The following is a 22,146-nucleotide window of genomic DNA, read 5'->3' as shown; positions in this document are numbered from 1 at the left end:
AAGGTAATTATCAAGATAGATGACGCGCTCACTCGGCCGCGGACAATCCAGTTTTACCTAGACATTACCTAGATATGAGCAATACAGGGAAAACAAAGAAGCTGGCATCTTTTAACTGTGACCAAAAGATGTGGGAGAAGTTTATCGCTCGTTGCCAGGAAAAAGGCACAACAGCAACAGCCACGCTCACCCGATTTATTGAGCTATACCTAGATGGTTCCATTGATGACCTTGATGCAATTGCTGGTAATGAAGATGAAGATAAACGTCTGGACTCTTTAGAACAAAAAATTGAAGAGATAACAGCCCGAATGACACAGCTAACTGAGGCGATTCTGAAGATTCAAAATCATCTCAATAATCAACCAAAACGGCGCAATAACTCATACAAGAATAATTCATACTATCCTGGGCTTACTCCCCGTCTTCAACCGCTAACGGAAGAAAATTTAGCTACCAGACTTAATGTAAATGCACAAACTATACGTGAGCAGCGAGTTAATCTACCACCACCGCTTTTTGTGGCATGGTGCAAGGGCAAGGATAGAGGAGGGTTAGGCTGGGAATTTAACGAAAGTACAGGACTATATCATCCTGTGAGTTAGTTTACAGATGCGGGTAGGGATGCGATCGCTGTAGTCAAAATCTGAAAATACCGTCAAAAATGATGATTAATTGAATATGCAATACTATCTAAAATTTATGCGCTTAATCAGTCATTTTCAGGCTTTAACTATTGCCACTGGGTTAATTGCTCTGTTGGGATGTTCGCCAGCACCAAGTCAAACCTTATTACCAACTCCAACTCAGTCACCAACACCGACAATAGAAAAACCATTACAGGCGACACCCAAAGTCACTGCACCTACTCAACCCTCAATCAGCCCCCACCTTTTGTTGGGCAATCCCAGTGGTGCTAGTGCAACTGTCGTTACTCCAAATAATTATTTAATAGCAAAAAATCAATATGCACTTTCCTACAACCGAAGCAAAGGTACTGCCAACTGGGTAGCTTGGCAGTTAAATAAGTCATGGTTGGGAGATGCAGACAGGCAAAATAATTTCCGTCCAGATAACACATTGCCTGCTGGTTGGGAGAGAGTTACCCCAAGTATGTACTCTGGCTCAGGTTACGACCGGGGGCATATTGCACCTTCAGCAGACCGTACCAAGACAACAGAAGATAATGCGGCCACTTTTTTAATGACAAACATGATGCCCCAAACACCTGACAATAACCGTAACACTTGGGGCAATTTAGAAGACTATTGTCGAGAATTGGTAAGCCAAGGTAAAGAACTTTATATTGTCGCTGGCCCTAGTGGTAGTCAAGGTCAACCCCTCAAGGGTAAAGTGACAATTCCTAAATCTACTTGGAAGATTGTTGTGGTCTTAGACACTCCCGGCGCTGGGCTTAATGGTATTACTGCTAATACTCGTGTAATTGCAGTAAATATTCCTAATGATGAGCAAATAAATAATGATTGGAGAGCGTATAAAGTGAGTGTTGATGAATTAGAAAAGCTTACAGGCTATGACTTTATCTCTAACGTTTCGCCAAATATTCAAGAAGTTATTGAAAGCAAGATAGATAATTTATAAACAACTCAAGTTTCTACAACTTTGGTAGAAATTCCAGCTAAATTACCCGTTGGAGTTTCACCAACAACATAAACATCAATCTCTATCTCACCGAGACGATACACTTGCAAATTGCTCAGGTTGTCTTTGAGTGTCTGCACAAGAGATTGAAATCGTTTGACAGTTTTCTTCTCTTCTTCATCGTGCCAATCTTCTTCTGTTGTTGCTACACCAAAAAAATCATCAACCCCCACGATTTTAACGGGTGTGTCTATTGGATGGTTAGTTTGTTGTGAGATTTTCTCTGGTGTGGCAGTAGGAGTAATTTCCCACAAGAATACTGAGAATGAGTAATCAGACTCGCTCATAAACAGCAAGCCGTCTGATGCTCGTTTTAGCTGTTCTAAAATTTCTGAGTTGGTTTTGGTTTTAGTCATAAACCATAATAGAGTGATTCAATCAAGTATAAAGTGTATTGCTTCTTTATCTGCATTTTGGTCAGACACCAGAATTTTTATTTAGACTTAATTATTTCTAACGGTACAAGACAAATAATAAAAAATGGTGCAATTTTAAAGTAGTGTAAATATCGTAAATTATGGACGCTGCTAAACGCCTTGCTACTCTAAATCGCATCCGCCGAATCAGTCGTTTGATGGATACATCAATACGCATTCCTTTAACCAGTTTTCGTATTGGAATAGACCCAATTATTGGTTTAATTCCAGGTGGTGGTGATTTAATCAGTACAGCGTTTTCAGCTTACATTATATTTTTAGCTACCCGCTTTGGTATATCACGCCAAGATTTAGCCAAAATGATTTTTAATGTGGGTTTAGAAACAGTCGTTGGTACTGTGCCTTTAGTGGGAGATTTGTTTGACGCTTTCTACAAGTCTAACATTCGCAATTTAGCAATTTTAGAGAAACATTTGACAGAAGTTGAACCAGAACTTCAAGAAGTATCGGATGAACTTTACAAAAAACAAGTTAGTCAAGTTTAAGTGCATTGATGAACAAAACAACAAAGAACACACATGGCTCTGAAATGACTGATGAAGATTGGTTTAACTTAGGTAAATCTGATGCCTGGGCTGGAAAACCCAAAGTGCCACCAGAACAAGATGCTCAAGCGGCGAGTATGTATGACCTGGGTTACAGCGAGGGAGAGATTAAACATCCGCCAACCCAAACTCCAAAGGCTCCTCAATAGTCAGGAATTGGCATCGCCCTACACAGTATCATCCATCCACCCGCATTCCGAGCAATCCCAATGCACCCTTGAGGTGTAGTCTCGGTCATACTCAGCACCACATTGAGGACACTTGCCAGTAAACATCGGATGCCAATCAAGTAACTCTAATTGTTCCTCTGGTGTCCAACGTTGGCTGGGCTGCACAATCAACTCGCCGTTGTAGTAGGTTGCCCCTTCTGGTTGCCACAGTTCTTCTACTTGGGCGTTAGGGTCTTCTCGAAAATCTAAGCAGCTGTCATTATTTGGCCCCGTTGGGTGAACGGCACAGACTATGTGGGGGTCATGGGCATATAGGAGACAGCGATCGCACTCTGGGATTTTTGGCATAGCACCAGTGTACTGCGCCCCAAAGAGCGATCGCTATTGCAATTCATAAATCAACCTCTCTTGCAATCGGGTATATCTTTCTTGGGACTTTGTAGAACGAACGCACATACTGATTGCCTTTTGGCTCCCAATAATAATCGCCAGTTTCTTAGCACGGGTTAACCCCGTATACAGTAAATTCCGAGTCAGCATCATGTAATGTTGCGTATACAAAGGCAAAATCACTACTGGGTATTCTGAACCTTGCGACTTATGGATACTCACGCTCCAGGCTAAAGCCAGTTCATTCATGTCAGCATAATCATAAGTAACATCGCGCTCTTGATACTGGACGATGACTTCCTGTTCCTCAGTATCTATTTTGGTAATAAATCCTACATCACCGTTAAACACTTCCCGTTGGTAGTCGTTAGTAAGTTGGATAATGCGATCGCCTGTTCTAAAAATAGTCCCCCCCCTGGTTACTTCAATTTTTTCAGGGCTAGGGGGATTAATTAATTGTTGCAGTACATTGTTGAGATTGCGTGTACCGACTAATCCCCGTGACATGGGGGAAAGCACTTGTACATCAGTCGCAGGATGAAAACCAAGCCCTGGAATGAAATCAGCTATCAACTCACTAATTGCCTGTACACCATGTTCTGGCTCAAACCCTCCACCATGCCACAGACAATCAGATTGAGGTGTATTAGAAATTGATTCAATATGGGGATACTGCCCCCGGTTAATTTGGTGGGCGGCGGTAATAATTTTGCTAGTAGCAGCTTGGCGAAATACTTGGGTAAGTCTGACTACAGGCACTTTTCTCGAATTAATCAAATCAGCCAGCACGTTACCCGCACCTACCGATGGTAATTGGTCGATATCTCCCACCAACAATAGTTGGGCATTTTCGGCAACTGCTTCAACCAACGAATATGCCAGAAATAAGTCAAGCATACTGGCTTCATCGACAATAATTGCACTATGGGGTAAGGGGTTGGTGCGATCTCTTTTAAAACTGCGCGTCTTGGGGTCAAATTCTAGTAGGCGGTGAATGGTTTTCGCTTCTAGCCCAGTCATCTCGCCTAATCTTTGGGCAGCGCGTCCAGTTGGTGCAGCCAAGGCAATTGATTTACCCATTGCTTTCCATAAACTGACTATGGTGCTAGTGCAGAATGTTTTGCCCACACCAGGGCCACCTGTAATGACGGTGAATCGAGAGTAAGCAGCCGTCTCTACTGCTTGTTGCTGTTCGGGTGATAGTGCAACTTGGCGGCTACTGCTAAAACGCTCCAACCAAGCCCGGACGCGAGGAATATCAGGACTGATGGGGTGGGTGAGGCGTTCTCGTACCAATTGGGCTAGGTTTTGCTCAGTATAAAAGTAAGTAGGTTTGTAGCAATTGAGTATTTTATCGGCATCACGTTCTCTAATTAGCTCATCTTTTAACGCCATATCTTTGATAGTTTGAGCGATCGCATCTGCTGTTGGTTGATGGTCAGCAGTAGTGAGCAGTTTAATTACTTTCTCAATCAGTTCGCTCTGTGGCAAGTAGCAATGCCCATCTTCTGCGGCTTCACTTAATACATGGGTCATCCCGGCACGGTAGCGAAACTCGGAATCTGCGGGAACACCCAAATTTCGGGCAATCTTATCAGCAGTTAAAAAACCAATACCATAGATATCTGCTGCTAACTGGTAAGGATTATGGGTAACTGTATCTATGGATTTATCGCCATATTGTTTATAAATCTTGACTGCATAAGTAGTAGAGACACCATGACTTTGCAGAAATACCATCACTTCTTTAATAGCTTTTTGGGTTTCCCAGGCTTTTTGAATCATGGCAATCCGCTTTTTGGCGATGCCGTTGACTTCAGCTAGGCGTTCAATTTGATTTTCAATAATATCTAGAGTTTCTATGCCAAAGTGGGCAACAATGCGTTTTGCAGTTACGGGGCCAACACCTTTAATGAGACCACTACCTAAATACTTCTCAATACCTGTAAGTGTTGCAGGTTTGGTTTCTTTGTAACTCGCAACTTGAAACTGCAAACCATACTGGGGATGTTCACGCCAAAAGCCAGTTAATTGCAGTGTTTGTCCTGGCTGGATATCTGCAAAGCTACCAGTAATTGTAGTTAGTTCCTTTGCACCAGGGCGTTGTAAACGTGCCACCGTGTACCCTGACTCTTGAGAGTAATAGGTCAAGCGTTCTACCACTCCCATGATTGATTCTTGTTTGGGAGTTGCGTTAATTTGTTGCTGACTTGGTAGGGGTGTGGTGGACATCACTTTCAACAAACGGCGCAGCTATTATACTCGATACTCACTGTTTGAAAAGTAATCGAGTTGGCTTTTTATAGTAATTATGTACTATACAAGAAATTATAGAAAATGGCGTAGTCTACCACCGCAGGCATTTGAATTTAAGGAAACAGGCGATCGCTTATGGTTTGGCTTTTCCTCTCTTGATTTGATGGGGGCGATCGCCTGTCTGCTACATTTCCTCGCTTGAATTTCAATTCAACATCACTGAAAAAATATTCCAATTTCAATCAAATACTTTAGATTTTGTTTATTTTTTAAGAAAAATCACTGAGGTTAAGTCCGCTTTAGCATGAGTAATATGTAACAAATCATATAGCATCCGCTACTGAAGTTAGTGGATCAAGTTTGCTCAATGACTATTAAAAAACCCTTGGCTATACAACAGCCAGAGGTGGGGCAGATAATTCGTGATCTGCGGCTTGCCTTTGGGCTTACGCAAGAACAGCTTGCAGCCCAGTTGGGTGTGACATATAGCACAATCAACCGTTGGGAAAATGGACGCTCAACCCCATCACCATTGGCGATGGGCAAGATTGAGGAGATGTTGGAGAAGATGGGCGACGAGGGGCAGGATTTGTTGGCTAAGTATTTATCAAATTAGTTTTTGGCTTCAGTTTTGTGTGAGTGCAATTGCAACTGTAACGTGGCGATTGCAGATTTAACCTGCCCAAGATTAATGGCAATAGATACACAACAAGGATTTTGGAGAAACAACTTTTGAGTCTAGGGAAACACAGGTATGAAGGGGCGACTACTCCAACTAGATGATGTCAGGCACATAGATAATCCAGATAATGTAGCATCTTTATTTCAAAAAATTGGCTACAACGCTTCTGCTCAACAATTAGCTATTGATGATTTGGAGCTACCGGCTCGCAGTGCAGAAGCTATTTGGGACGCATACATGATTGCCGATCATCAGCATGGTAATGAGTCGTTGCAAGTATTACTGTTTCAGCTTCAAGAATCAGAGTGGCATTCTCCCAGCGTTGCTAGTAACCGGATGCGCTCTTTGGCTCAAAGTCTTTGTAGACGACCTTCTGATTATTTACTGCTGGGTACAAAAGACTATAACCAGTTGATGTTGGTCAATCCCCGCAAGAATTTTGATGCTGATATGAATCTTAAGGTCAGCATCCGAAAGCTTTTAGTTGACAGGGCTAATCCCACTAATTATGACCGTGACCGCCTAGAGGCCATTGCTGCCCGTAATCTTTCTCCTCAAGAACTATACAAGGTTCAGTGTGAAGCCTTTGATGTAGAGAAACTAACTAAAGACTTCTATCGCGGTTATCGAGAAATCTTTGAGGAGCTGCAACGGGTTATTAAAGCTAACAACCAGCATTCCTACTTCAATGACCCCAATAGGCTACACCAGTTCTCTCAACGACTCCTGGGACGAGTTATGTTCCTCTACTTTTTGCAGAAAAAGGAGTTTTTAGCAGGCGATCGCAATTTTCTGAAGAATCAATATAAAAAACTACGTGCTGACCTAGAGGACACAAATTTTTATTCTCAGGTGCTAGAGCCGTTGTTTTTTGAAATGCTCAACAAACCACGCCCGAATAATGATTCAGATTGGGGTAAGATTCCTTATCTTAATGGTGGACTGTTTGAGCGAGATTATGGAACAGGCGTGATTGATACTGCTGGCGTAGAGACACCCCCCCAAATCGAATTACCTAATTCTGTTTTTGACCCCAGTGGTGAAAAAGGTATTTTAAGATTCTTTAATAGCTACAATTTCACCGTTTCCGAAAATGTCCAAGGTGATGAAGATGTAGCTGTTGACCCAGAAATGTTGGGTAAAGTGTTTGAGAATATGTTGGCTGCTGAAGAACGGGGGCAAAGTGGTACTTTCTACACTCCACGCGGAATAGTCCAGTTCATGTGTGTGGAATCCCTAAGTCGCTACCTAGCAGATCAAACAGGTATGGACTTGGAAGCAGTCAAAAAACTCACAGAATATGACTCTGAGTTACCAGGGCAAGATATTAACCAACTGTTGACGAAGGAACAGGCGAAAAAACTTTCAAAAGCTCTAGACTCTGTAAGAATTTGTGACCCGGCTGTGGGTTCTGGTGCATTCCCAATGGGGATGATGCAGGTAATTTTGTCAGTCAAACAAGCGATCGCTCATCGAACAGATGGTAGACCCGTACAACGGGGTAGTCTCACTATCAGTCAATGGAAGCGGGATATTATTGCTAATAATCTCTATGGTGTGGACATCAAGCCGGAAGCTGTGGAAATTGCCAAACTGCGGATGTGGTTATCGCTGGTGGTGGATATTCCTGAGATTGATGATGTTGAACCACTGCCCAACCTTGATTACAAGCTAATGTGTGGGGATTCGCTCATTTCTACTATTCATGGTGAGCAGCTGATTCCTGACCCCACCAAAGACCAGCAGACAGTATTGAACGTCACTCCTGTACAGGCAGCTATTCAACCCCTGATAGACTTACAACATCAGTATTTTGAGGCTCATGCCCAGGAGCGTCAGATTCTTAGAGGAAAAATTTTAGAAGCTGAAAAGAATGTGTTTCGAGTTGCGATCGCAGATCGTTGTTCTTTTGGGTTAGGGAAGCAGAGGGAATTAGAAAATAAAATTAAGCTGATGAAGGGCAAAGTCAGCAAGGCTCAAGAAAAGGAACTTCAACAGATTGCTGATAAGTTGGCTGAGTTGGGTAAGTTTGCGGCTGAAGTGGAAAAGGGGATGCGATCGCTTAACTTCTTCCAGTGGCATCTGCACTTTAATGAGGTGTTTCAGCAGCAAGGTGGGTTTGATATTGTAATTGGGAATCCGCCATATGTGAGATATCAACAACTTTCTGAATTCAAAACGAGGCTGCAACAAGAGTATCAATGCTATGACGGTGCTGCTGACTTGTTTGTGTATTTCTATGAACGTGGCTTTGAGTTATTGAAAGCAGGCGGTAGCCTATCTTATATTTCTTCAAATAAATATATGCGGTCTGGCTACGGGCAAAAGCTTCGCACTCTTCTGGCACAAAAATCAGTCATTCACTTTTTAATAGATTTTGGAGATACACCTGTCTTTGAAGCAACTGCATATCCAAGCATTATCTTGCTTCAAAAAAACTGTTCAAGTAAAAATTCGACGCAGGTACTTAACTGGCAAATAGAAGAATCCGTTGAGAATATCCGCGCTGTATTTCAATCCAATCATTTTTCAATCTGTCAAAAGCAACTATTATCTACTGGATGGAAATTAGAGCCTGGCTCAACTCTAGAAATACTGGATAAATTACGTAGTAATGGAAAATTGTTGAATGAGCATACTGGCAAACGAATATGCTATGGAATTCTAACTGGATTAAATAATGTTTTTATTATTGATGGTGATACAAAAAAGAGATTAATTGCGGAACATTCTTCCTCAAATGAGGTGATAAAGCCATTTGTTAGAGGGCGAAATGTAAAACGCTGGAGAACAGAATTTGCCGAGCAATATCTGATTAAAATTGAGTCTTCAGAGAATAAACAACACCCTTGGTCAAGTATGTCTCTAGAGGAAGCAGAAGAAGTTTTTGCTAGTACATATCCAGCAATTTATTCTTGGTTCAAGATTTTTTGGAGTCAACTTATTCAGCGTGGTGAGCAAGGTAAATATTTTTGGGAGCTAAGATCATGTCGATACTGGCAGGAGTTTGATCAGCCTAAAATTATTTACCCTGATATTGCCGAAAACTCTAAATTTACATTAGACACCTCTGGATTAATACCTGATTGTACAGTTTTTACAATTCCATATGATTCCCTGTACTTACTTGGAGTTTTAAATTCTAAGCCTGTTAAATTCTTCTTCTCCCAAGTCTGTTCACAAGTACGGGGTAATTTCATGCGATTCAAATCTATATTTGTTGAGCAGATATCCATCCCTGATGCCTCTGCTTCTGAGCAAAAAACTATCTCTAGCTTAGTACAAAAATGCCTTGATGCCAAAGGTCAGGGTGTGGATGAGTGGGAAGAAGAGATAGATGATAGGGTAGCTCATCTGTATGGGCTGACTGCTGAAGAAATGAAGATTATTAAAGGAGAGTAAAAATTATGGATTCATCATTTCCAAATATTCCTTTATCAAAAGATAATTTTATTAACTGTAACTGGGAAGAAGTTGTTAACAATTCAGAAGAAATAGATTGCAATCACTATTCACGTTTATTTTGGCTTAAATCCCAAGAAGCTGAACAACAGGGTAATACCCAACTCCAAGTTACTTTAGCGGTACTATCAGGAATTACATCTTCCACCTTAAAATCCGAGTCTACTGAACAGCCTTTCTATTACATGGATTTTATTAGTGGTATTAGTAATGAATATTTAGCAGTTTTGAAAGAGTGGGTGTCAGAAATATCTGATTATGAACTTAAAGGGAGAATAGCAGATATTATTTGGATACGTAACCGTGACTATCGTATGGCACAAATTGCAATTGATTCTTATTTAGAAGCTGCTAAATTATTAGATAAACCAGAGCGTTGGACATTATCAGTAGAGAGAATTGAACGGGCAATTCGTTTAGCTTATCAAGCTAACCAGAAGACTCATAAAGATAAAGTCATTATTTACATCGAAAGTGTATTGGACAAGTATAACGGAGAAGACCTCTCTTTTCTATCTGCAAAATTGATGGAACTCCTACAGGAATTCAAAAAAGGAGATCCATCAAAATATGCCGCTATTTCAGAAAAGGCAGCACGTCGAGCCGAAACAGAGCATAACTGGCATAAAGCAAGAAACTATTGGGAAATAGCTATTGGTTGGCATCGAAAAAACCAAGATGATAACCAAGAACGCTCTGCATCTTTATCTTATGCCGAAACCTATGTAAAAGAAGCAGAAGATAAAATTAACCAAACACCTCCAACCTATCTAGCCGCATCTCATTTCTTAATCAAGGCTATCGAAGCATTAACAAATATTGGAGGTAATCAAACTCGTATAGAACAAATACATAAAACTTTACTAGATTATCAGCAAAGATCCACTACAGAACTACAATCTTTTTCTCAGCAAATAGATATTAGTGATATTGCTGGACAAGTTATAGAACAAGTTAAAAATAAAGAGTTACACGAAGCTCTTTATATTTTAGCATTTCTGTTTAAACCTACTAATATATCTGAGATTAAACAACAAACTCAAGAACTAATCACTAAAAGTATATTTAGCATGATTTTCCCTCCAGTATACATTAATGATATGGGTAAAATAATAGGGAAAAATCCGTCTTTTGAAGATGAAATGTATAGAACTGCTATTTGGTATCAACAAGTTCAAGCTCAAGCTATCATTGAGCCAGCCAGATATCAAATTAATTTAGAACATTATGTTAAAGTTAGTGATTTTTATGAAATTGTTGCTAATAATCCTTTTGTTCCCAGAGGACGTGAAGAGATATATGCTAGAGGTCTTTATGCAGGTTTAACTGGTGATTTTTTAATTGCAGCACATCTTTTAATTCCTCAAATAGAACATTCTATCCGTTGCCTTGTCAAACGCAGAGGAAATATTACATCTTGGCTCGACAAAGGCATACAAGATGAATACATAATGAGCGTACTATTTGATAAACATGAAGCAGATTTACAAGCAATTTTTGGAGAAGATATTGCTTTTGATGTAATAGGTTTATTAAACCGCAAAGGATTTGGCTCTAATTTAAGAAATTTAATGGCTCATGGTTTACTTAGCGTCAATGGTTTTTATACACCATCAGTCGTTTATTTATGGTGGCTTACACTGCATTTATGTTATTTACCTATAATTTCAAACCGTGAATCTTCACAAACAAATGAGCAGGAATAAATGCCTCTACCAGACTACATAGACAACTCCCGCTACAAACTGCAACATATCCTCAAAACTTTAATTGAGGATGAAAATCAAATTGTCCTCGACATCGCCACCGGCTTTTTCCGCATCGAGGCATGGGTACGTCTGGAAGCTGCCATGAACCAACTAACCAACCTACGGTTACTCATTGGACGTGACCCCACCATTAGACCAGCCGAAAGCGATCGCATTGACCTAATCCGCTACTTCCGCCGCGATATTCAAAAAGAACTAGAGCAGCAGGATCTTAAAGCAGACTACAAGCACCAGATTGACCGAATAATTGCATACCTAGAGCAAGACCATATCCAGGTTAGATTGTATGGGGCAACGAATGGGGAATTTTTACACGCCAAAGCTTATATATTTGACCATTACTCCATAGTAGGCTCAAGTAACTTCACTCCGGCGGGGATTGAAACTAACCGTGAACTAAACGTACTCAATAAGCACCGAGGCATTGCCGAAGATTTACGCCACAACTGGTTTAATGAGTTTTGGAATCACCCTAGTGTTGATGTTGATTACAAAGCCAAGTTAATTGATGCACTTAACGCTTCTAAGTTTGGCAGTAAAGCTTACACCCCATATCAGGTATTTCTTAAGGTACTATACGAATTTTTCAAAGATGACAGCATCATTGGTGAGAGCGATCGCACTACCTTAGAACTAGCCAGCTTCCAACAAGAAGGATTTGAAAGAGCCGTCAAACTAATAGAAAAACACCGGGGCTGTATTGTAGCAGATGCCGTTGGTTTGGGTAAAACATTTATTGGCTTGCGGTTACTGGAATATTACCTTATTAAAGACAGACGACCTAGTAAAGTTCCCCGCGCCCTGGTGATTTGTCCAGCACAGTTAAGAGATTTAGTTTGGGAGAAAAAACTAGAAGATTTTCAAATTAAGGCGCGTGTGCTGTCCCATGAAGAAATCAGCCGTCAAGCGTTTAATATTCATGATTACGCCCGTTATGACATTGTGGTGGTGGATGAATCCCACAACTTCCGCAACAGTGCCACCAATCGCTATCGTAACTTATTAAAGTTAGTGAGCAGTGGTAAACGCAATAAACGGGTGGTATTGCTCACAGCTACCCCCATTAATAACAGCATCTTTGACCTTTACCACCAAATTTTACTTTTGACCCGTGGTGGTGAAACTTATTACAGAGAATGGGGTATTTCTAACCTGAAAACATACTTTAAGGCTTTAGCTAAAGGTGGGGTAGAAATCACCGAACTTTTACTACAGACAATGGTAAGACGTAGCCGCCAGGATGTGATTAGAAGGCAACAAGCAGGTGAAGAAATTCGCATTAATGGTAAAATAATTAACTTTCCTAAACGTCAGTTAGAACAGTTCACCTACAACTTTGAAGATACTTTTGCTGGACTATATAAAGGGATAGCCAATCAAATTGACCAATTGAAATTACCAGCGTATAACATCAAGGCATTTAAAAAGCGTAAACAAAAGCAAGATGTAGATGAAATAAAACGCAATGATGCTTTAGTTGCCCTGCAAAAAGCACTGTACTTTAAACGGTTTGAAAGTTCACTAATTGCCTTTAAAAGCAGCATTACTAACCAGCGCAATTTTCAGACTAATTTTTATAGATTGCTGACTGAACAAGGAAAACTGCTAGATAGTAAAAACTACCGGAAGCTGATATTAGTGGCTGAAGATGAAGAAGAAAGTAACTCAGTTAATACCATTATTGAGTCATTAGATGAAATTGACTCTAAAGACTATGACCTAAATCAACTCCAGCAGCAGATTGAATCTGACCTGACTATTTTAAACAATATTATTACCAAATTAGAGCAAATTGAATCTTCAGCAGCAGCCAATACAGATTATGACTGCAAGCTAGCAGCTTTTAAACATTTACTCAAAACTCAACTTCCAGGTCAAAGACTATTAGTTTTTAGTTACTTCAAAGACACGGCTAATTACTTATACCAGCAACTAATTACCGATACAACTTGGCTAACACAAATGCAAGTCAACGGTAAAACACCTGTAATTGAGTTATTGACTGGTGCAACTTCGGGTAAACAACGAGAAGAAAAAGTAAAACGGTTTGCCCCCAAAGCTAATGCCCAAAGTGATGAAGAATTAAGCGCACTGCAACAACACCCAATTGATATTCTAATTTGTACAGATGTACTATCAGAAGGTCAAAACCTGCAAGATGCTGGGGTGTTAGTTAACTATGACCTGCATTGGAATCCAGTCCGTATGATTCAAAGGGCAGGACGCATTGACCGACTGGGAACAGATTATGAGCAACTATTTATATATAACTGCTTTCCAGAACAGGGATTAGAGGATTTATTAGGGTTAGTAAGAAGATTACAGGAACGCATCGCTACCATTGACCGAGAAGTAGGGCTAGACGGTAGTGTACTGGGTGAAACTATCTCTGATAAATCCCTAGAGGAATTATACAGGCTCAAGATGGCTGACACAGATGCAGAAAAAGAAGCCATATTAGCAGAATTAGAACTGGCATCTGATTTGGTATCTCTAGATGAAATGAGATTACCTTTACTAGAGTTTTTACAACAAGCCAGTAAGGAATTAATTGATGAGATTCCCTTTGGTATTCATAGCACGTCCAATAAACTCATAGCTCATCACAAAGTCCCTAATGGGGGAGTATTCTTAGCTTTTAAAGTTAAAGATAAGCACTTTTGGCATTTTTACCCACAGATTAATAACGCTATTTCTCTAGATCCAACCTCATTAATTGACGACAAACGCACCATTTTCAATTGGCTCAAGTGTCAACAGTCAGACTTTCCACCACCAGAGAAACTACCACCAGTCGAGTTTGATAAGCGGATTTTTCCTGTTCTAGAAGGAGCTATCCGCAACATTATGACATACTTCCAAAAACAACAGACAGCTAAAGGCATTAAACCGCAAATGTCAAAGCTTCTACAAAGTATTCATCATGCTCTCACTCAACCTGATTTATTTCAAAGTGAACCAATTGATGAAGAAGCCAAGGAACGGGTATTAAAAGTAATCACTACCGTTAATTCTCGTAGTTATGAGCGAGATATTAAGGCGATTTGGGAGACGTTCAAACAACATAAAAATGTCAGCTTACTCATTTCCGATTTAGATGAATATTTTGTAGACAGTGACCAATATGAGGAACTTACAGATGAACAAGACATAAGACCTATCGAAACTATTAATGAAAAGGACATTAAATTGATTTGTTATGAGTGGTTTAAACCAGATTCTTAGAGGAAAAGTTAAGGGTGCGCTCTCTCTCAATAACGTAAACATTCTTCTACTAAGTCTTATTAAAAGAGTATGTATATATATAAGAAAATACAATATTGAATAGGGAATAATTAAAATGGACATTCTGGCAATAGGTTCAGTAGGATTCTTATTGTTTATTGTTATATTTAAAGCTTTAGAAAAGGGGATGAATATTTTTTTCCATATTGAAACGCCTTTTTTAAAAATGAAACTTAACTCTCAAGTTCCAACTAATAAAGGAATCACACAATGTCCGCATTGTAATCAAAGAGTAAAAGAAAGCAGGTTAGCGACGCATATTGCTAAAAAATGTAGGGCAGTTAAAAAATAGAACTAGGAGTAATGCTAACTGAACATTACCAATGTTTATATAGTAGGAAACCAAAAGCGATCGCCCCTCCCACCAAATCAAGCAAGGAAATCTACCAAACAATGAGTTACTGGCTATTTCAAGGCAACCCGAAGTATTACCGCATCATAGACGGTATCCGCGACTTTGAGCAGATGCCCTGGCTTGCAACGCGCTATGCCAAAGACATGGCGGCTGGTGATGGGGTGCTGATTTGGAAAGCAGGAGATAAGGCGGGGATATATGCCATAGCAGAGATTATCGAGTCACCCAAAATCATCACTAACCCCCCTGACATTGGCTACTGGATAGATACCAGCCGCATTGGTGTTAAACCTTGCACCAGGATTCGCTTTACCAGTAAGTTAATAGACAAGCCACTGCTACGCGAAGACCTCAAGCTTGACCCTGTGTTGAAAAATTTGATTGTGATTCGCCAGCCGAACGGTACAAATTACAAAATTACACAGCAGGAATGGCAACGTGTACATGAATTGAAAGGTTAGCGATCGCTCCTCAAATTCTTAGAGGAAACCCAGGCGATCGTCAGAACCTAGAAAGCAGTAACATCACTAACTTTAAATATAACAGGCTAAAACATTACATCTACCTAAAAAATATGAGATTAAATTTAACAAGACCACTGGCATTTATTGATTTAGAAACTACAGGCGTAGATACAGCTAAGGATAGAATTGTTCAAATTGCCGTACTCAAGGTATCTCCTGACGGCAGGGAAGAAATCAAAACCCAGAAAGTTAATCCAACAATTCCCATTCCTCCAAGTGCATCTAAAGTTCATGGTATTTATGACCATGATGTTAGATTTTTACCCACATTTGCCCAAGTAGCTATTGATTATGCAACTTTTATAAATGACAGTGACTTAGGGGGATACAACTCTAATAAATTTGATATTCCTCTGCTGATAGAGGAATTTCTACGCGCAGGAATAGATTTTCAACTACAAGGTAGAAATCTGATTGACGCACAAGTTATATTTCACAAGATGGAGCCGCGAAACTTAAGGGCAGCTTACAAGTTCTATTGTGGTAAAGATTTAGTAAATGCTCATGATGCAGCCGTTGACATTCGTGCTACCTATGAAGTTTTAAAAGCACAAATCCAGCATTATGAGAATACAGGACATACCAGTGATGGTTCTGCGGTATCTGTGCCAATTAAAAATGACATGAGTGTTTTAAGCCAACTGGCTAAATTCAATTTTTTAGACCCAGCAGGAAAAGTAATTTATGATGAGCAGAAAAAAGCAATTATTCTAAATTTTGGTAAGTATAAGGACAAAACTTTGCTAGAAGTATTATCACAAGACCCAGGATATTACGATTGGATGATGACGAAAGGCGATTTTCCTTTATCTACCAAGAGAGCGATAAAAAAAGAGTGGGATGCTATACATCAGTCGCAGCAATAGACAAAATCATCCTACATTTCTTTTAAAGATAAATTTGGATACTTGCAGACTGTTGTAAACATTCTATCTACCTCTTAATAAAACGTAACTATAACAATACATCAGTCATACAAGAAAGGATGGACTTTAGTTCAAATTAAACAACATCTAGCATTAGGTTGGAAGTATGCACCGATTAATTTCTCCGTCCCTTGAACAGTTATCCTCTTTAAGAACACCTCTGACACTTGGTGAGCAAAAGGTTTTAGACTTTTTCTGTCGGAATTTACCCCAAGAATGGGAAATCTATATCCAACCTCACCTAAATGGGTTACGACCTGATTTTGTGTTGTTAAATCCCAAGGTAGGAATAGCTGTTTTTGAAGTCAAGGACTGGAACTTAAATGCTCTACCTTATAGAGTAAAAACTTCAGCTAAAGGTAGCCCTGAACTTTGGGCAACTTCTCATACTGGCGTAGATTTTCGAGTAAGAGATAATCCAGTAGAAAAAGCTGACCAGTACAAAGATAGCATTATTAATTTATACTGTCCTCGATTAGCGATTAAAAGTGCAGAAGGTAATTATCAATGCTTGGCTGTAGTAACAGCAGGTGTGATTATGACAGAAGCCACAACTCAGCAAGCTAAGAATTTATTTCAACCTTTTCAAGAGCATCTACATCAGTTAGGAAATCAAGAAAAATATCATCCTATATCTGGAAAAGATGCTTTAGACAGCAAGAATTTAGCAGCTATATTCCCTTCAGCAATGTGGCGTACATCTAAATATATGCAACCACAATTTGCGGCAGATTTAAGAGCTTGGTTAATTGAACCAGATTTTGCAGCTACCCAACGGCAACCACTTGAACTCAATAAAAAACAAAAGAGTTACATTACAACACGAACACCTATAGGATACCGCCGGATTAAAGGGTCAGCAGGTTCTGGAAAGTCTTTGGTACTAGCAGGTAGGGCAGCACAGCTTTCTTCTGAAGGAAAAGATGTTTTAGTGGTAAGTTTTAATATCACTTTATGGCACTATTTGAGAGATTTAGCAGTACGTCATCAAGTACCTAATAAAAAAGTTAATTCTATTACTTGGTGTCACTTTCACGAATGGTGCAAGCGGGTTTGCTATGATGCAGGTTATCAAAATGAGTATCGTGAACTTTGGAAAGGTGTTCAAAATCCTGAAAATTTAGAACGTATTCTAGAGTTTGACATGATTAATTTAGTCAATCTAGCAATAGATAACAAAAAAAGTGAGGTTCCCACTTTTGATGCAATTTTAGTTGATGAGGGTCAAGACTATAATCTGGATTGGTGGAACACTCTTAGAAAAGTTCGGCGTAAAGGCGGTGAGATGCTATTAGTAGCTGATGAGACGCAGGATCTTTACCAGCGTACTCAGTATTGGACTGATGAAAAGATGGAAGGGGCAGGCTTTAAAGGGAGTTGGGTTGATTTAGATACTTGTTACAGAACACCTCGTGAACTAATAGGCTACCTCAAGGAATACGCAGTTAAGTATCTGCCAAATACTACCATTAATCTGCCTGAACCTGATCAAGAGGAACTCAATCTATCACCAGTACAAATGCGTTGGATTCAAGTGGATAGTGGTGATAACGCTAGTATTTCAACTCAAGCAGTTTTAAATATGCCAATTTGGACTCAACCAGATATTCTGGCTTACTCAGATATTGTCTTATTGGTACAAAATCATCAGTCTGGTTTGGAGTGTGTCAGTATATTGGAAAAAAAGGGGGTGAGAGTAGCCCACGTTTTCGGCAGAGATCATAGAGAACAGAAACAACGTAAATTGGGCTTCTTTATGGGTGACGCACGGGTGAAAGCAGCAACAATTCACAGTTTTAAAGGCTGGGAGTCGTGCTGTATGGTTATTAATATTGAACGGGCAGAAACAGAGGAAGAGTTAGCAGCAATATATGTGGCATTGAGCCGCCTGAAGCGTCGAATTGCAGGCAGCTACATTACTGTTGTTTGTTCAGTTCCACACTTAGCAGAGTTTGGCGAAACTTGGGAGTTATTTGAGTGGGTATCTGCTTAGATAATTCTTTAAAATCTGCAAAACATAAAACCTTAAGTATATATTTAGGACTATATAAATTCTTTATAAGTTTAAACTTGGTGTTGCCTCACTCTAAAACGTCTACACCAATAAAGTTTACGGACGTTGACTATTAAGTAAATATTCATGCACCAAGAGATGAGGATAAAAGTTGTGAAATAAGCGATCGCCCCCTCCCATTCTTAGAGGAAACCCGAATTACATCTACCTATGGCCACCCTAATTCCCTCATTTAATAGCTGCTCAATGCGAATGACCCCTGGCGAGAGGAGGTTAGCCGAGCGTTTGGAGGAAAAATTAGAGAATGATTATTTACTTTGGTACGATGTGCCAGTAGGTAAAAAGCAGCTACATCCAGATTTTATTGTGCTGCACCCCAGCCGGGGCTTATTTATTTTGGAAGTGAAAGACTGGAAGTTAGATACCATTCAAACTATCAACCCCTCCACAGCCACCATAATTACTGAGGATGGAATCAAAGAAGTCAAACACCCGCTACAACAGGCCAGAGATTATGCCCTAGCAGTCAACAAAATGCTAGAAAAAGACCCCGCCCTGGTGCAGCAAGAAGGTAAATATCAGGGTAAGCTAGTCATTCCTTATGGTTACGGCGTGGTGTTTACCAACATCACCCGCAAAGCATTTAATGAAAGTGAACTACCAGCAGTGTTTGAGGAACACTTAGTTATCTGCAAAGATGAAATGCTCCCAAGCACAGATGCAGGCGAATTTCAGCAACGACTTTGGGATTTATCTGCATATCAATTTGGTAAGGCAATCACTCCTCACCAAATTGATAGAATACGCTGGCATATCTTCCCAGAATTACGCATCAGTGACAAGCAGTTATCTTCGCTTGAATCAGACACCGCCGAAGAATCACCACAGTTGCAAATCCCTGACATTCTCAAAATTATGGATTTGCAACAAGAACAGTTAGCAAGGAGTTTAGGTGATGGGCATCGGGTAATTCATGGTGTAGCGGGTTCTGGCAAAACCATGATTTTAGCTTACCGTTGTCAGTATCTTGCACAAGTAGAAAATAAACCAATTTTGGTACTGTGTTTCAACGTTTCCCTTGCTGCCAAACTCCGGCAGATGATTTATGACAAGAATTTAACAGAGCGTATAGTGGTGCGTCACTTTCATGGTTGGTGCATGGATCAATTGAAGAAATACCACATCTCTAGACCCGACCCCAGAGAGTACAAAGATGAAGCTTACACAAACGAACTGGTTAATCGAGTTATTGCAGCTGTCGATGCCCAGTTGATACCTGCTGGCACGTATGGCGCAGTGATGATAGATGAAGGCCACGACTTTCAACCGGAGTGGTTAAAACTAGTTGCACAAATGGTCAATCCAGAAACTAACTCACTGCTTATCTTGTATGATGATGCCCAAAACCTTTACGGTGAAAAGCGCGATAAGAAATTTAGCTTTAAGAACGTAGGCATCCAGGCACAGGGACGTACTACCATACTCAAGTTCAACTACCGCAACACTGCTCAAGTGTTAGGTGTAGCTTATGAATTTGCTAAAGAAGTTATGCAACCTACCACCGGGGATGATGACCAAGTAGTATTAGTAAAACCTGCCAGTGCTGGAAGACAGGGAGTAATGCCAGATTTAATTAAACTCCCCAGTTTTAAACATGAGGTAGATTATTTAGCCGAGCGAGTGCAACAGTTACATGAGCGTGGTACACCCTGGAACGAAATCGCAATTATTTATCGCTCTAAGTTTATGGGCGATCGCATATATAACCACTTCCAACAAGCCCACATCCCAATAGAATGGTTAAATGCCAATAGCGATAGCCGCAACTATCACCCAGCCGCGCCAAGCATCAAACTGATGACTATGCACTCATCTAAAGGGCTAGAGTTCCCAGTGGTGTTAATTCCTGGTGTTGGTTATATGCCCCATCAATACAACACACCAAAAGAAGAAGCACGATTATTGTATGTAGCGATGACACGGGCAGTTGACCAACTGATTTTGAGTTGCGATCGCTCTTCCCAATTTACTCGCCGTTTGGAGAAAGTCTTACAGCATAATTCTTAGAGGACAAGTAATGCCTCCAGCAACCTAACGGAACGCTCCCAGTCCTCTACACTCTGTATATTATTTAATAAGTGTTAATTCTATCGAATATGATGCAAGATTTGGAGATACTTGACATTGTAGATGAAAATGATTGCATTATTGGACAAAAGCCACGCTCAGAAATATATAGTCAAGGGCTGTGCAATTTTAGAGTTGTCAATGCTTTTGTCATTAATTCATTAAGACAACTTTGGATACCTCGTCGTTCATCCAAAAAACGAATTTTCCCCCTTTGTCTTGATGTTAGTATGGGAGGTCATGTTGAAAGCAAAGAAAGTTATGAAGATGCTCTGCAACGTGAACTTAAGGAGGAATTGAATTTAGAATTAGACAATGTTGACTTTAGATTATTAGGATATTTAAAGCCACATCAGCATCATGTTTCTGCTTTTATGAAAGTTTATGAAATTAAATTAGATGATAATCCTGATTACAATAAAAATGATTTTGTTGAAAGTTTTTGGTTATCTCCTTCTAATTTAATAGAATGGTTGAATAAAGGTGAACCTGCAAAAAGTGACTTGATTAAACTTGTGCAGATGTTTTATGCAAATTAAGCACGAATTTTGATGACTAAAATTAATAAAAGTTTTTCTATAAAAATTCTGAACTTCCTCAAACCCCACCTAATTTGGTATAACAGCGATCGCCCTACCTGATTCTTAGAGGAAGGTATGGGAGCGATCGCCTCTCTCCCACCCCCAAACCCTGCTAAAATCCCTTTATTCAATACATCAATTACCATGTCTGGCAAAGGATTTGGGCAAAGACAACCCAGCAAAATCGATAAACTTGTTGAATCGGCGGTGCGCTCTTGCCACAAGCGACACCCAGAATCATTAGACCAAATTTTTGACAATCTGCCTGTAAAGCTCAATAAACAGGTATTAAATGGTACAGTTGCGGCTTTAGAAACAGATATTGATGCCTTGAGTTGGCTGTGTGGTTATTTTGCATCTGAAATTAACAGCAGTGAGGACAACCAGAAGCCTCGCCATTCTATTACAAAACTTAGTAAATTGCTCATTACATCGGGGATGAAACCCTTCTGTGATTTTGCCCCTTACCCTGGTTGTCGCATTGTTATACTTAATACTGATAAGTTTGAATCGCTACCAGAGGAAGTTAAAACCATAGTGCAGCAAGCTTTTAATGTAACGGAACAGTCTGGTGAAGAAGCACAACAGATAAATGATGCCTTGCTGCAAGAACTAACCGTGACCTAAGAGTAGTGAATAGATGCGATCGCCTCCATCTTCAATCATGAACAAAATCTACAATCTAGGATTAACTGATACTGAATACGCACAACTAGCAGCCCAAGGCTATGACTCAAACCTAGAATACCAGTTGATAGAAAGGTCACGAGTAAAGGCAAACCACTAGAGATTGAGCAAGAAGATTACCTGAGAAACTGCTGGATACAGCAGTAATCATTATCTTATAACAATACCTTCGCCAAAATAAGAGGATGAAGAGAGAGGGCTGATGTAGTAGAGTTATTGTCTTCCCAAACGACAACTCAAAAGCCACAACAAGCCCATGCCCGATATCTTATCA

20 protein-coding genes are annotated in these 22,146 nt (G+C 40.0%); 16 read left to right on the top strand and 4 right to left on the bottom strand.

The window, feature by feature from the left end:
* Positions 1-128 precede the first annotated feature (128 nt).
* Together H6G28_RS31425 and H6G28_RS31420 are read left to right on the top strand one after the other, a co-directional pair.
* Complete coding sequence (locus H6G28_RS31425; protein ID WP_242054697.1) at positions 129-605, top strand: hypothetical protein; 477 nt, start codon at positions 129-131, stop codon at positions 603-605.
* 97 nt (positions 606-702) lie between these two features.
* Positions 703-1,602, top strand: a complete 900-nt coding sequence (locus tag H6G28_RS31420; protein WP_190676855.1) for a DNA/RNA non-specific endonuclease — start codon at positions 703-705, stop codon at positions 1,600-1,602.
* A 5-nt stretch (positions 1,603-1,607) separates the two neighbouring features.
* Here the strand turns inward: H6G28_RS31420 and H6G28_RS31415 are convergent, their stop codons facing one another.
* Entirely contained in the window at positions 1,608-2,018 is a 411-nt protein-coding gene (locus tag H6G28_RS31415) for a nuclease A inhibitor family protein (RefSeq protein ID WP_190676817.1), read from the bottom strand.
* Between the two features lie 161 nt (positions 2,019-2,179).
* Between H6G28_RS31415 and H6G28_RS31410 the strand changes: the two genes are divergently transcribed.
* Together H6G28_RS31410 and H6G28_RS31405 are read left to right on the top strand one after the other, a co-directional pair.
* Positions 2,180-2,584 carry a DUF4112 domain-containing protein gene (locus H6G28_RS31410; RefSeq protein ID WP_190676815.1) on the top strand — a complete coding sequence of 135 codons (405 nt, stop codon included), beginning with the start codon at positions 2,180-2,182 and terminating at the stop codon, positions 2,582-2,584.
* Between the two features lie 8 nt (positions 2,585-2,592).
* On the top strand, positions 2,593-2,793 hold the full coding sequence (locus tag H6G28_RS31405) for a hypothetical protein (RefSeq protein WP_190676813.1): 201 nt from the start codon (positions 2,593-2,595) through the stop codon (positions 2,791-2,793).
* Positions 2,794-2,811: 18 nt separating this feature from the next.
* Here the strand turns inward: H6G28_RS31405 and H6G28_RS31400 are convergent, their stop codons facing one another.
* Positions 2,812-3,162, bottom strand: a complete 351-nt coding sequence (locus tag H6G28_RS31400; RefSeq protein WP_190676811.1) for a hypothetical protein — start codon at positions 3,160-3,162, stop codon at positions 2,812-2,814.
* A 33-nt stretch (positions 3,163-3,195) separates the two neighbouring features.
* The gene (recD2, locus tag H6G28_RS31395; RefSeq protein ID WP_190676809.1) at positions 3,196-5,436 is read right to left on the bottom strand and encodes an SF1B family DNA helicase RecD2; all 2,241 of its coding nucleotides are present in this window, start codon (positions 5,434-5,436) and stop codon (positions 3,196-3,198) included.
* 79 nt (positions 5,437-5,515) lie between these two features.
* Here recD2 and H6G28_RS31390 point away from each other — a divergent pair, with 79 nt between their 5' ends.
* From H6G28_RS31390 to H6G28_RS31340, 11 genes are all read left to right on the top strand, one after another.
* Positions 5,516-5,662 carry a hypothetical protein gene (locus tag H6G28_RS31390; protein WP_190676807.1) on the top strand — a complete coding sequence of 49 codons (147 nt, stop codon included), beginning with the start codon at positions 5,516-5,518 and terminating at the stop codon, positions 5,660-5,662.
* Between the two features lie 165 nt (positions 5,663-5,827).
* Entirely contained in the window at positions 5,828-6,076 is a 249-nt protein-coding gene (relB, locus tag H6G28_RS31385; protein WP_190676805.1) for a type II toxin-antitoxin system RelB family anti-toxin, read from the top strand.
* Between the two features lie 138 nt (positions 6,077-6,214).
* On the top strand, positions 6,215-9,544 hold the full coding sequence (locus H6G28_RS31380) for an Eco57I restriction-modification methylase domain-containing protein (protein ID WP_190676803.1): 3,330 nt from the start codon (positions 6,215-6,217) through the stop codon (positions 9,542-9,544).
* Positions 9,545-9,549: 5 nt separating this feature from the next.
* Positions 9,550-11,310, top strand: coding sequence for a DUF7380 domain-containing protein (locus H6G28_RS31375; protein ID WP_190676801.1), 1,761 nt, complete (start codon positions 9,550-9,552; stop codon positions 11,308-11,310).
* Positions 11,311-14,598 carry an SNF2-related protein gene (locus H6G28_RS31370; RefSeq protein WP_190676799.1) on the top strand — a complete coding sequence of 1,096 codons (3,288 nt, stop codon included), beginning with the start codon at positions 11,311-11,313 and terminating at the stop codon, positions 14,596-14,598.
* Between the two features lie 115 nt (positions 14,599-14,713).
* On the top strand, positions 14,714-14,950 hold the full coding sequence (locus H6G28_RS31365; protein WP_190676797.1) for a hypothetical protein: 237 nt from the start codon (positions 14,714-14,716) through the stop codon (positions 14,948-14,950).
* 11 nt (positions 14,951-14,961) lie between these two features.
* Positions 14,962-15,474 carry an EVE domain-containing protein gene (locus H6G28_RS31360; RefSeq protein ID WP_199332981.1) on the top strand — a complete coding sequence of 171 codons (513 nt, stop codon included), beginning with the start codon at positions 14,962-14,964 and terminating at the stop codon, positions 15,472-15,474.
* A gap of 113 nt (positions 15,475-15,587) precedes the next feature.
* Positions 15,588-16,403, top strand: coding sequence for a 3'-5' exonuclease (locus H6G28_RS31355; protein ID WP_190676795.1), 816 nt, complete (start codon positions 15,588-15,590; stop codon positions 16,401-16,403).
* 166 nt (positions 16,404-16,569) lie between these two features.
* Positions 16,570-18,456: a nuclease-related domain-containing DEAD/DEAH box helicase gene (locus tag H6G28_RS31350; RefSeq protein WP_190676793.1), complete on the top strand. Its 1,887-nt coding sequence runs from the start codon at positions 16,570-16,572 to the stop codon at positions 18,454-18,456.
* Between the two features lie 267 nt (positions 18,457-18,723).
* Entirely contained in the window at positions 18,724-20,544 is a 1,821-nt protein-coding gene (locus H6G28_RS31345) for a 3'-5' exonuclease (RefSeq protein WP_242054696.1), read from the top strand.
* Between the two features lie 89 nt (positions 20,545-20,633).
* The gene (locus tag H6G28_RS31340; protein ID WP_190594799.1) at positions 20,634-21,143 is read left to right on the top strand and encodes an NUDIX hydrolase; all 510 of its coding nucleotides are present in this window, start codon (positions 20,634-20,636) and stop codon (positions 21,141-21,143) included.
* Here the strand turns inward: H6G28_RS31340 and H6G28_RS31335 are convergent.
* Positions 21,140-21,331 (bottom strand): hypothetical protein, encoded by a 192-nt coding sequence (locus tag H6G28_RS31335; protein ID WP_190676789.1) that lies wholly within the window; start codon positions 21,329-21,331, stop codon positions 21,140-21,142. The genes H6G28_RS31340 and H6G28_RS31335 overlap by 4 nt on opposite strands.
* On the opposite strand from H6G28_RS31335, the gene H6G28_RS31330 reads away from it, so the two are divergent.
* The gene (locus H6G28_RS31330) at positions 21,330-21,812 is read left to right on the top strand and encodes a hypothetical protein (RefSeq protein WP_190676787.1); all 483 of its coding nucleotides are present in this window, start codon (positions 21,330-21,332) and stop codon (positions 21,810-21,812) included. The two genes, H6G28_RS31335 and H6G28_RS31330, sit on opposite strands and share 2 nt — an antisense overlap.
* Positions 21,813-22,146: the final 334 nt, after the last annotated feature.

Source organism: Nostoc sp. FACHB-190 (assembly GCF_014696905.1).
Classification (GTDB): domain Bacteria; phylum Cyanobacteriota; class Cyanobacteriia; order Cyanobacteriales; family Nostocaceae; genus Nostoc_B.
The sequence above is the reverse complement of the archived record's forward strand: the minus strand, read 5'-3'. Positions and strand labels throughout refer to the sequence as shown.

Excerpts from the sequence above, each read along its gene's own strand:
- H6G28_RS31425 (WP_242054697.1), top strand. The coding sequence starts at position 129 with ATGTGGGAGAAGTTTATCGCTCGTTGCCAGGAAAAAGGCACAACAGCA.
- H6G28_RS31420 (WP_190676855.1), top strand. The coding sequence starts at position 703 with ATGCGCTTAATCAGTCATTTTCAGGCTTTAACTATTGCCACTGGGTTA.
- H6G28_RS31415 (WP_190676817.1), bottom strand. The coding sequence starts at position 2,018 with ATGACTAAAACCAAAACCAACTCAGAAATTTTAGAACAGCTAAAACGA.
- H6G28_RS31410 (WP_190676815.1), top strand. The coding sequence starts at position 2,180 with ATGGACGCTGCTAAACGCCTTGCTACTCTAAATCGCATCCGCCGAATC.
- H6G28_RS31405 (WP_190676813.1), top strand. The coding sequence starts at position 2,593 with ATGAACAAAACAACAAAGAACACACATGGCTCTGAAATGACTGATGAA.
- H6G28_RS31400 (WP_190676811.1), bottom strand. The coding sequence starts at position 3,162 with ATGCCAAAAATCCCAGAGTGCGATCGCTGTCTCCTATATGCCCATGAC.
- recD2 (WP_190676809.1), bottom strand. The coding sequence starts at position 5,436 with ATGTCCACCACACCCCTACCAAGTCAGCAACAAATTAACGCAACTCCC.
- H6G28_RS31390 (WP_190676807.1), top strand. The coding sequence starts at position 5,516 with ATGTACTATACAAGAAATTATAGAAAATGGCGTAGTCTACCACCGCAG.
- relB (WP_190676805.1), top strand. The coding sequence starts at position 5,828 with ATGACTATTAAAAAACCCTTGGCTATACAACAGCCAGAGGTGGGGCAG.
- H6G28_RS31380 (WP_190676803.1), top strand. The coding sequence starts at position 6,215 with ATGAAGGGGCGACTACTCCAACTAGATGATGTCAGGCACATAGATAAT.
- H6G28_RS31375 (WP_190676801.1), top strand. The coding sequence starts at position 9,550 with ATGGATTCATCATTTCCAAATATTCCTTTATCAAAAGATAATTTTATT.
- H6G28_RS31370 (WP_190676799.1), top strand. The coding sequence starts at position 11,311 with ATGCCTCTACCAGACTACATAGACAACTCCCGCTACAAACTGCAACAT.
- H6G28_RS31365 (WP_190676797.1), top strand. The coding sequence starts at position 14,714 with ATGGACATTCTGGCAATAGGTTCAGTAGGATTCTTATTGTTTATTGTT.
- H6G28_RS31360 (WP_199332981.1), top strand. The coding sequence starts at position 14,962 with ATGCTAACTGAACATTACCAATGTTTATATAGTAGGAAACCAAAAGCG.
- H6G28_RS31355 (WP_190676795.1), top strand. The coding sequence starts at position 15,588 with ATGAGATTAAATTTAACAAGACCACTGGCATTTATTGATTTAGAAACT.
- H6G28_RS31350 (WP_190676793.1), top strand. The coding sequence starts at position 16,570 with ATGCACCGATTAATTTCTCCGTCCCTTGAACAGTTATCCTCTTTAAGA.
- H6G28_RS31345 (WP_242054696.1), top strand. The coding sequence starts at position 18,724 with ATGCGAATGACCCCTGGCGAGAGGAGGTTAGCCGAGCGTTTGGAGGAA.
- H6G28_RS31340 (WP_190594799.1), top strand. The coding sequence starts at position 20,634 with ATGATGCAAGATTTGGAGATACTTGACATTGTAGATGAAAATGATTGC.
- H6G28_RS31330 (WP_190676787.1), top strand. The coding sequence starts at position 21,330 with ATGTCTGGCAAAGGATTTGGGCAAAGACAACCCAGCAAAATCGATAAA.
- H6G28_RS31335 (WP_190676789.1), bottom strand. The coding sequence starts at position 21,331 with ATGGTAATTGATGTATTGAATAAAGGGATTTTAGCAGGGTTTGGGGGT.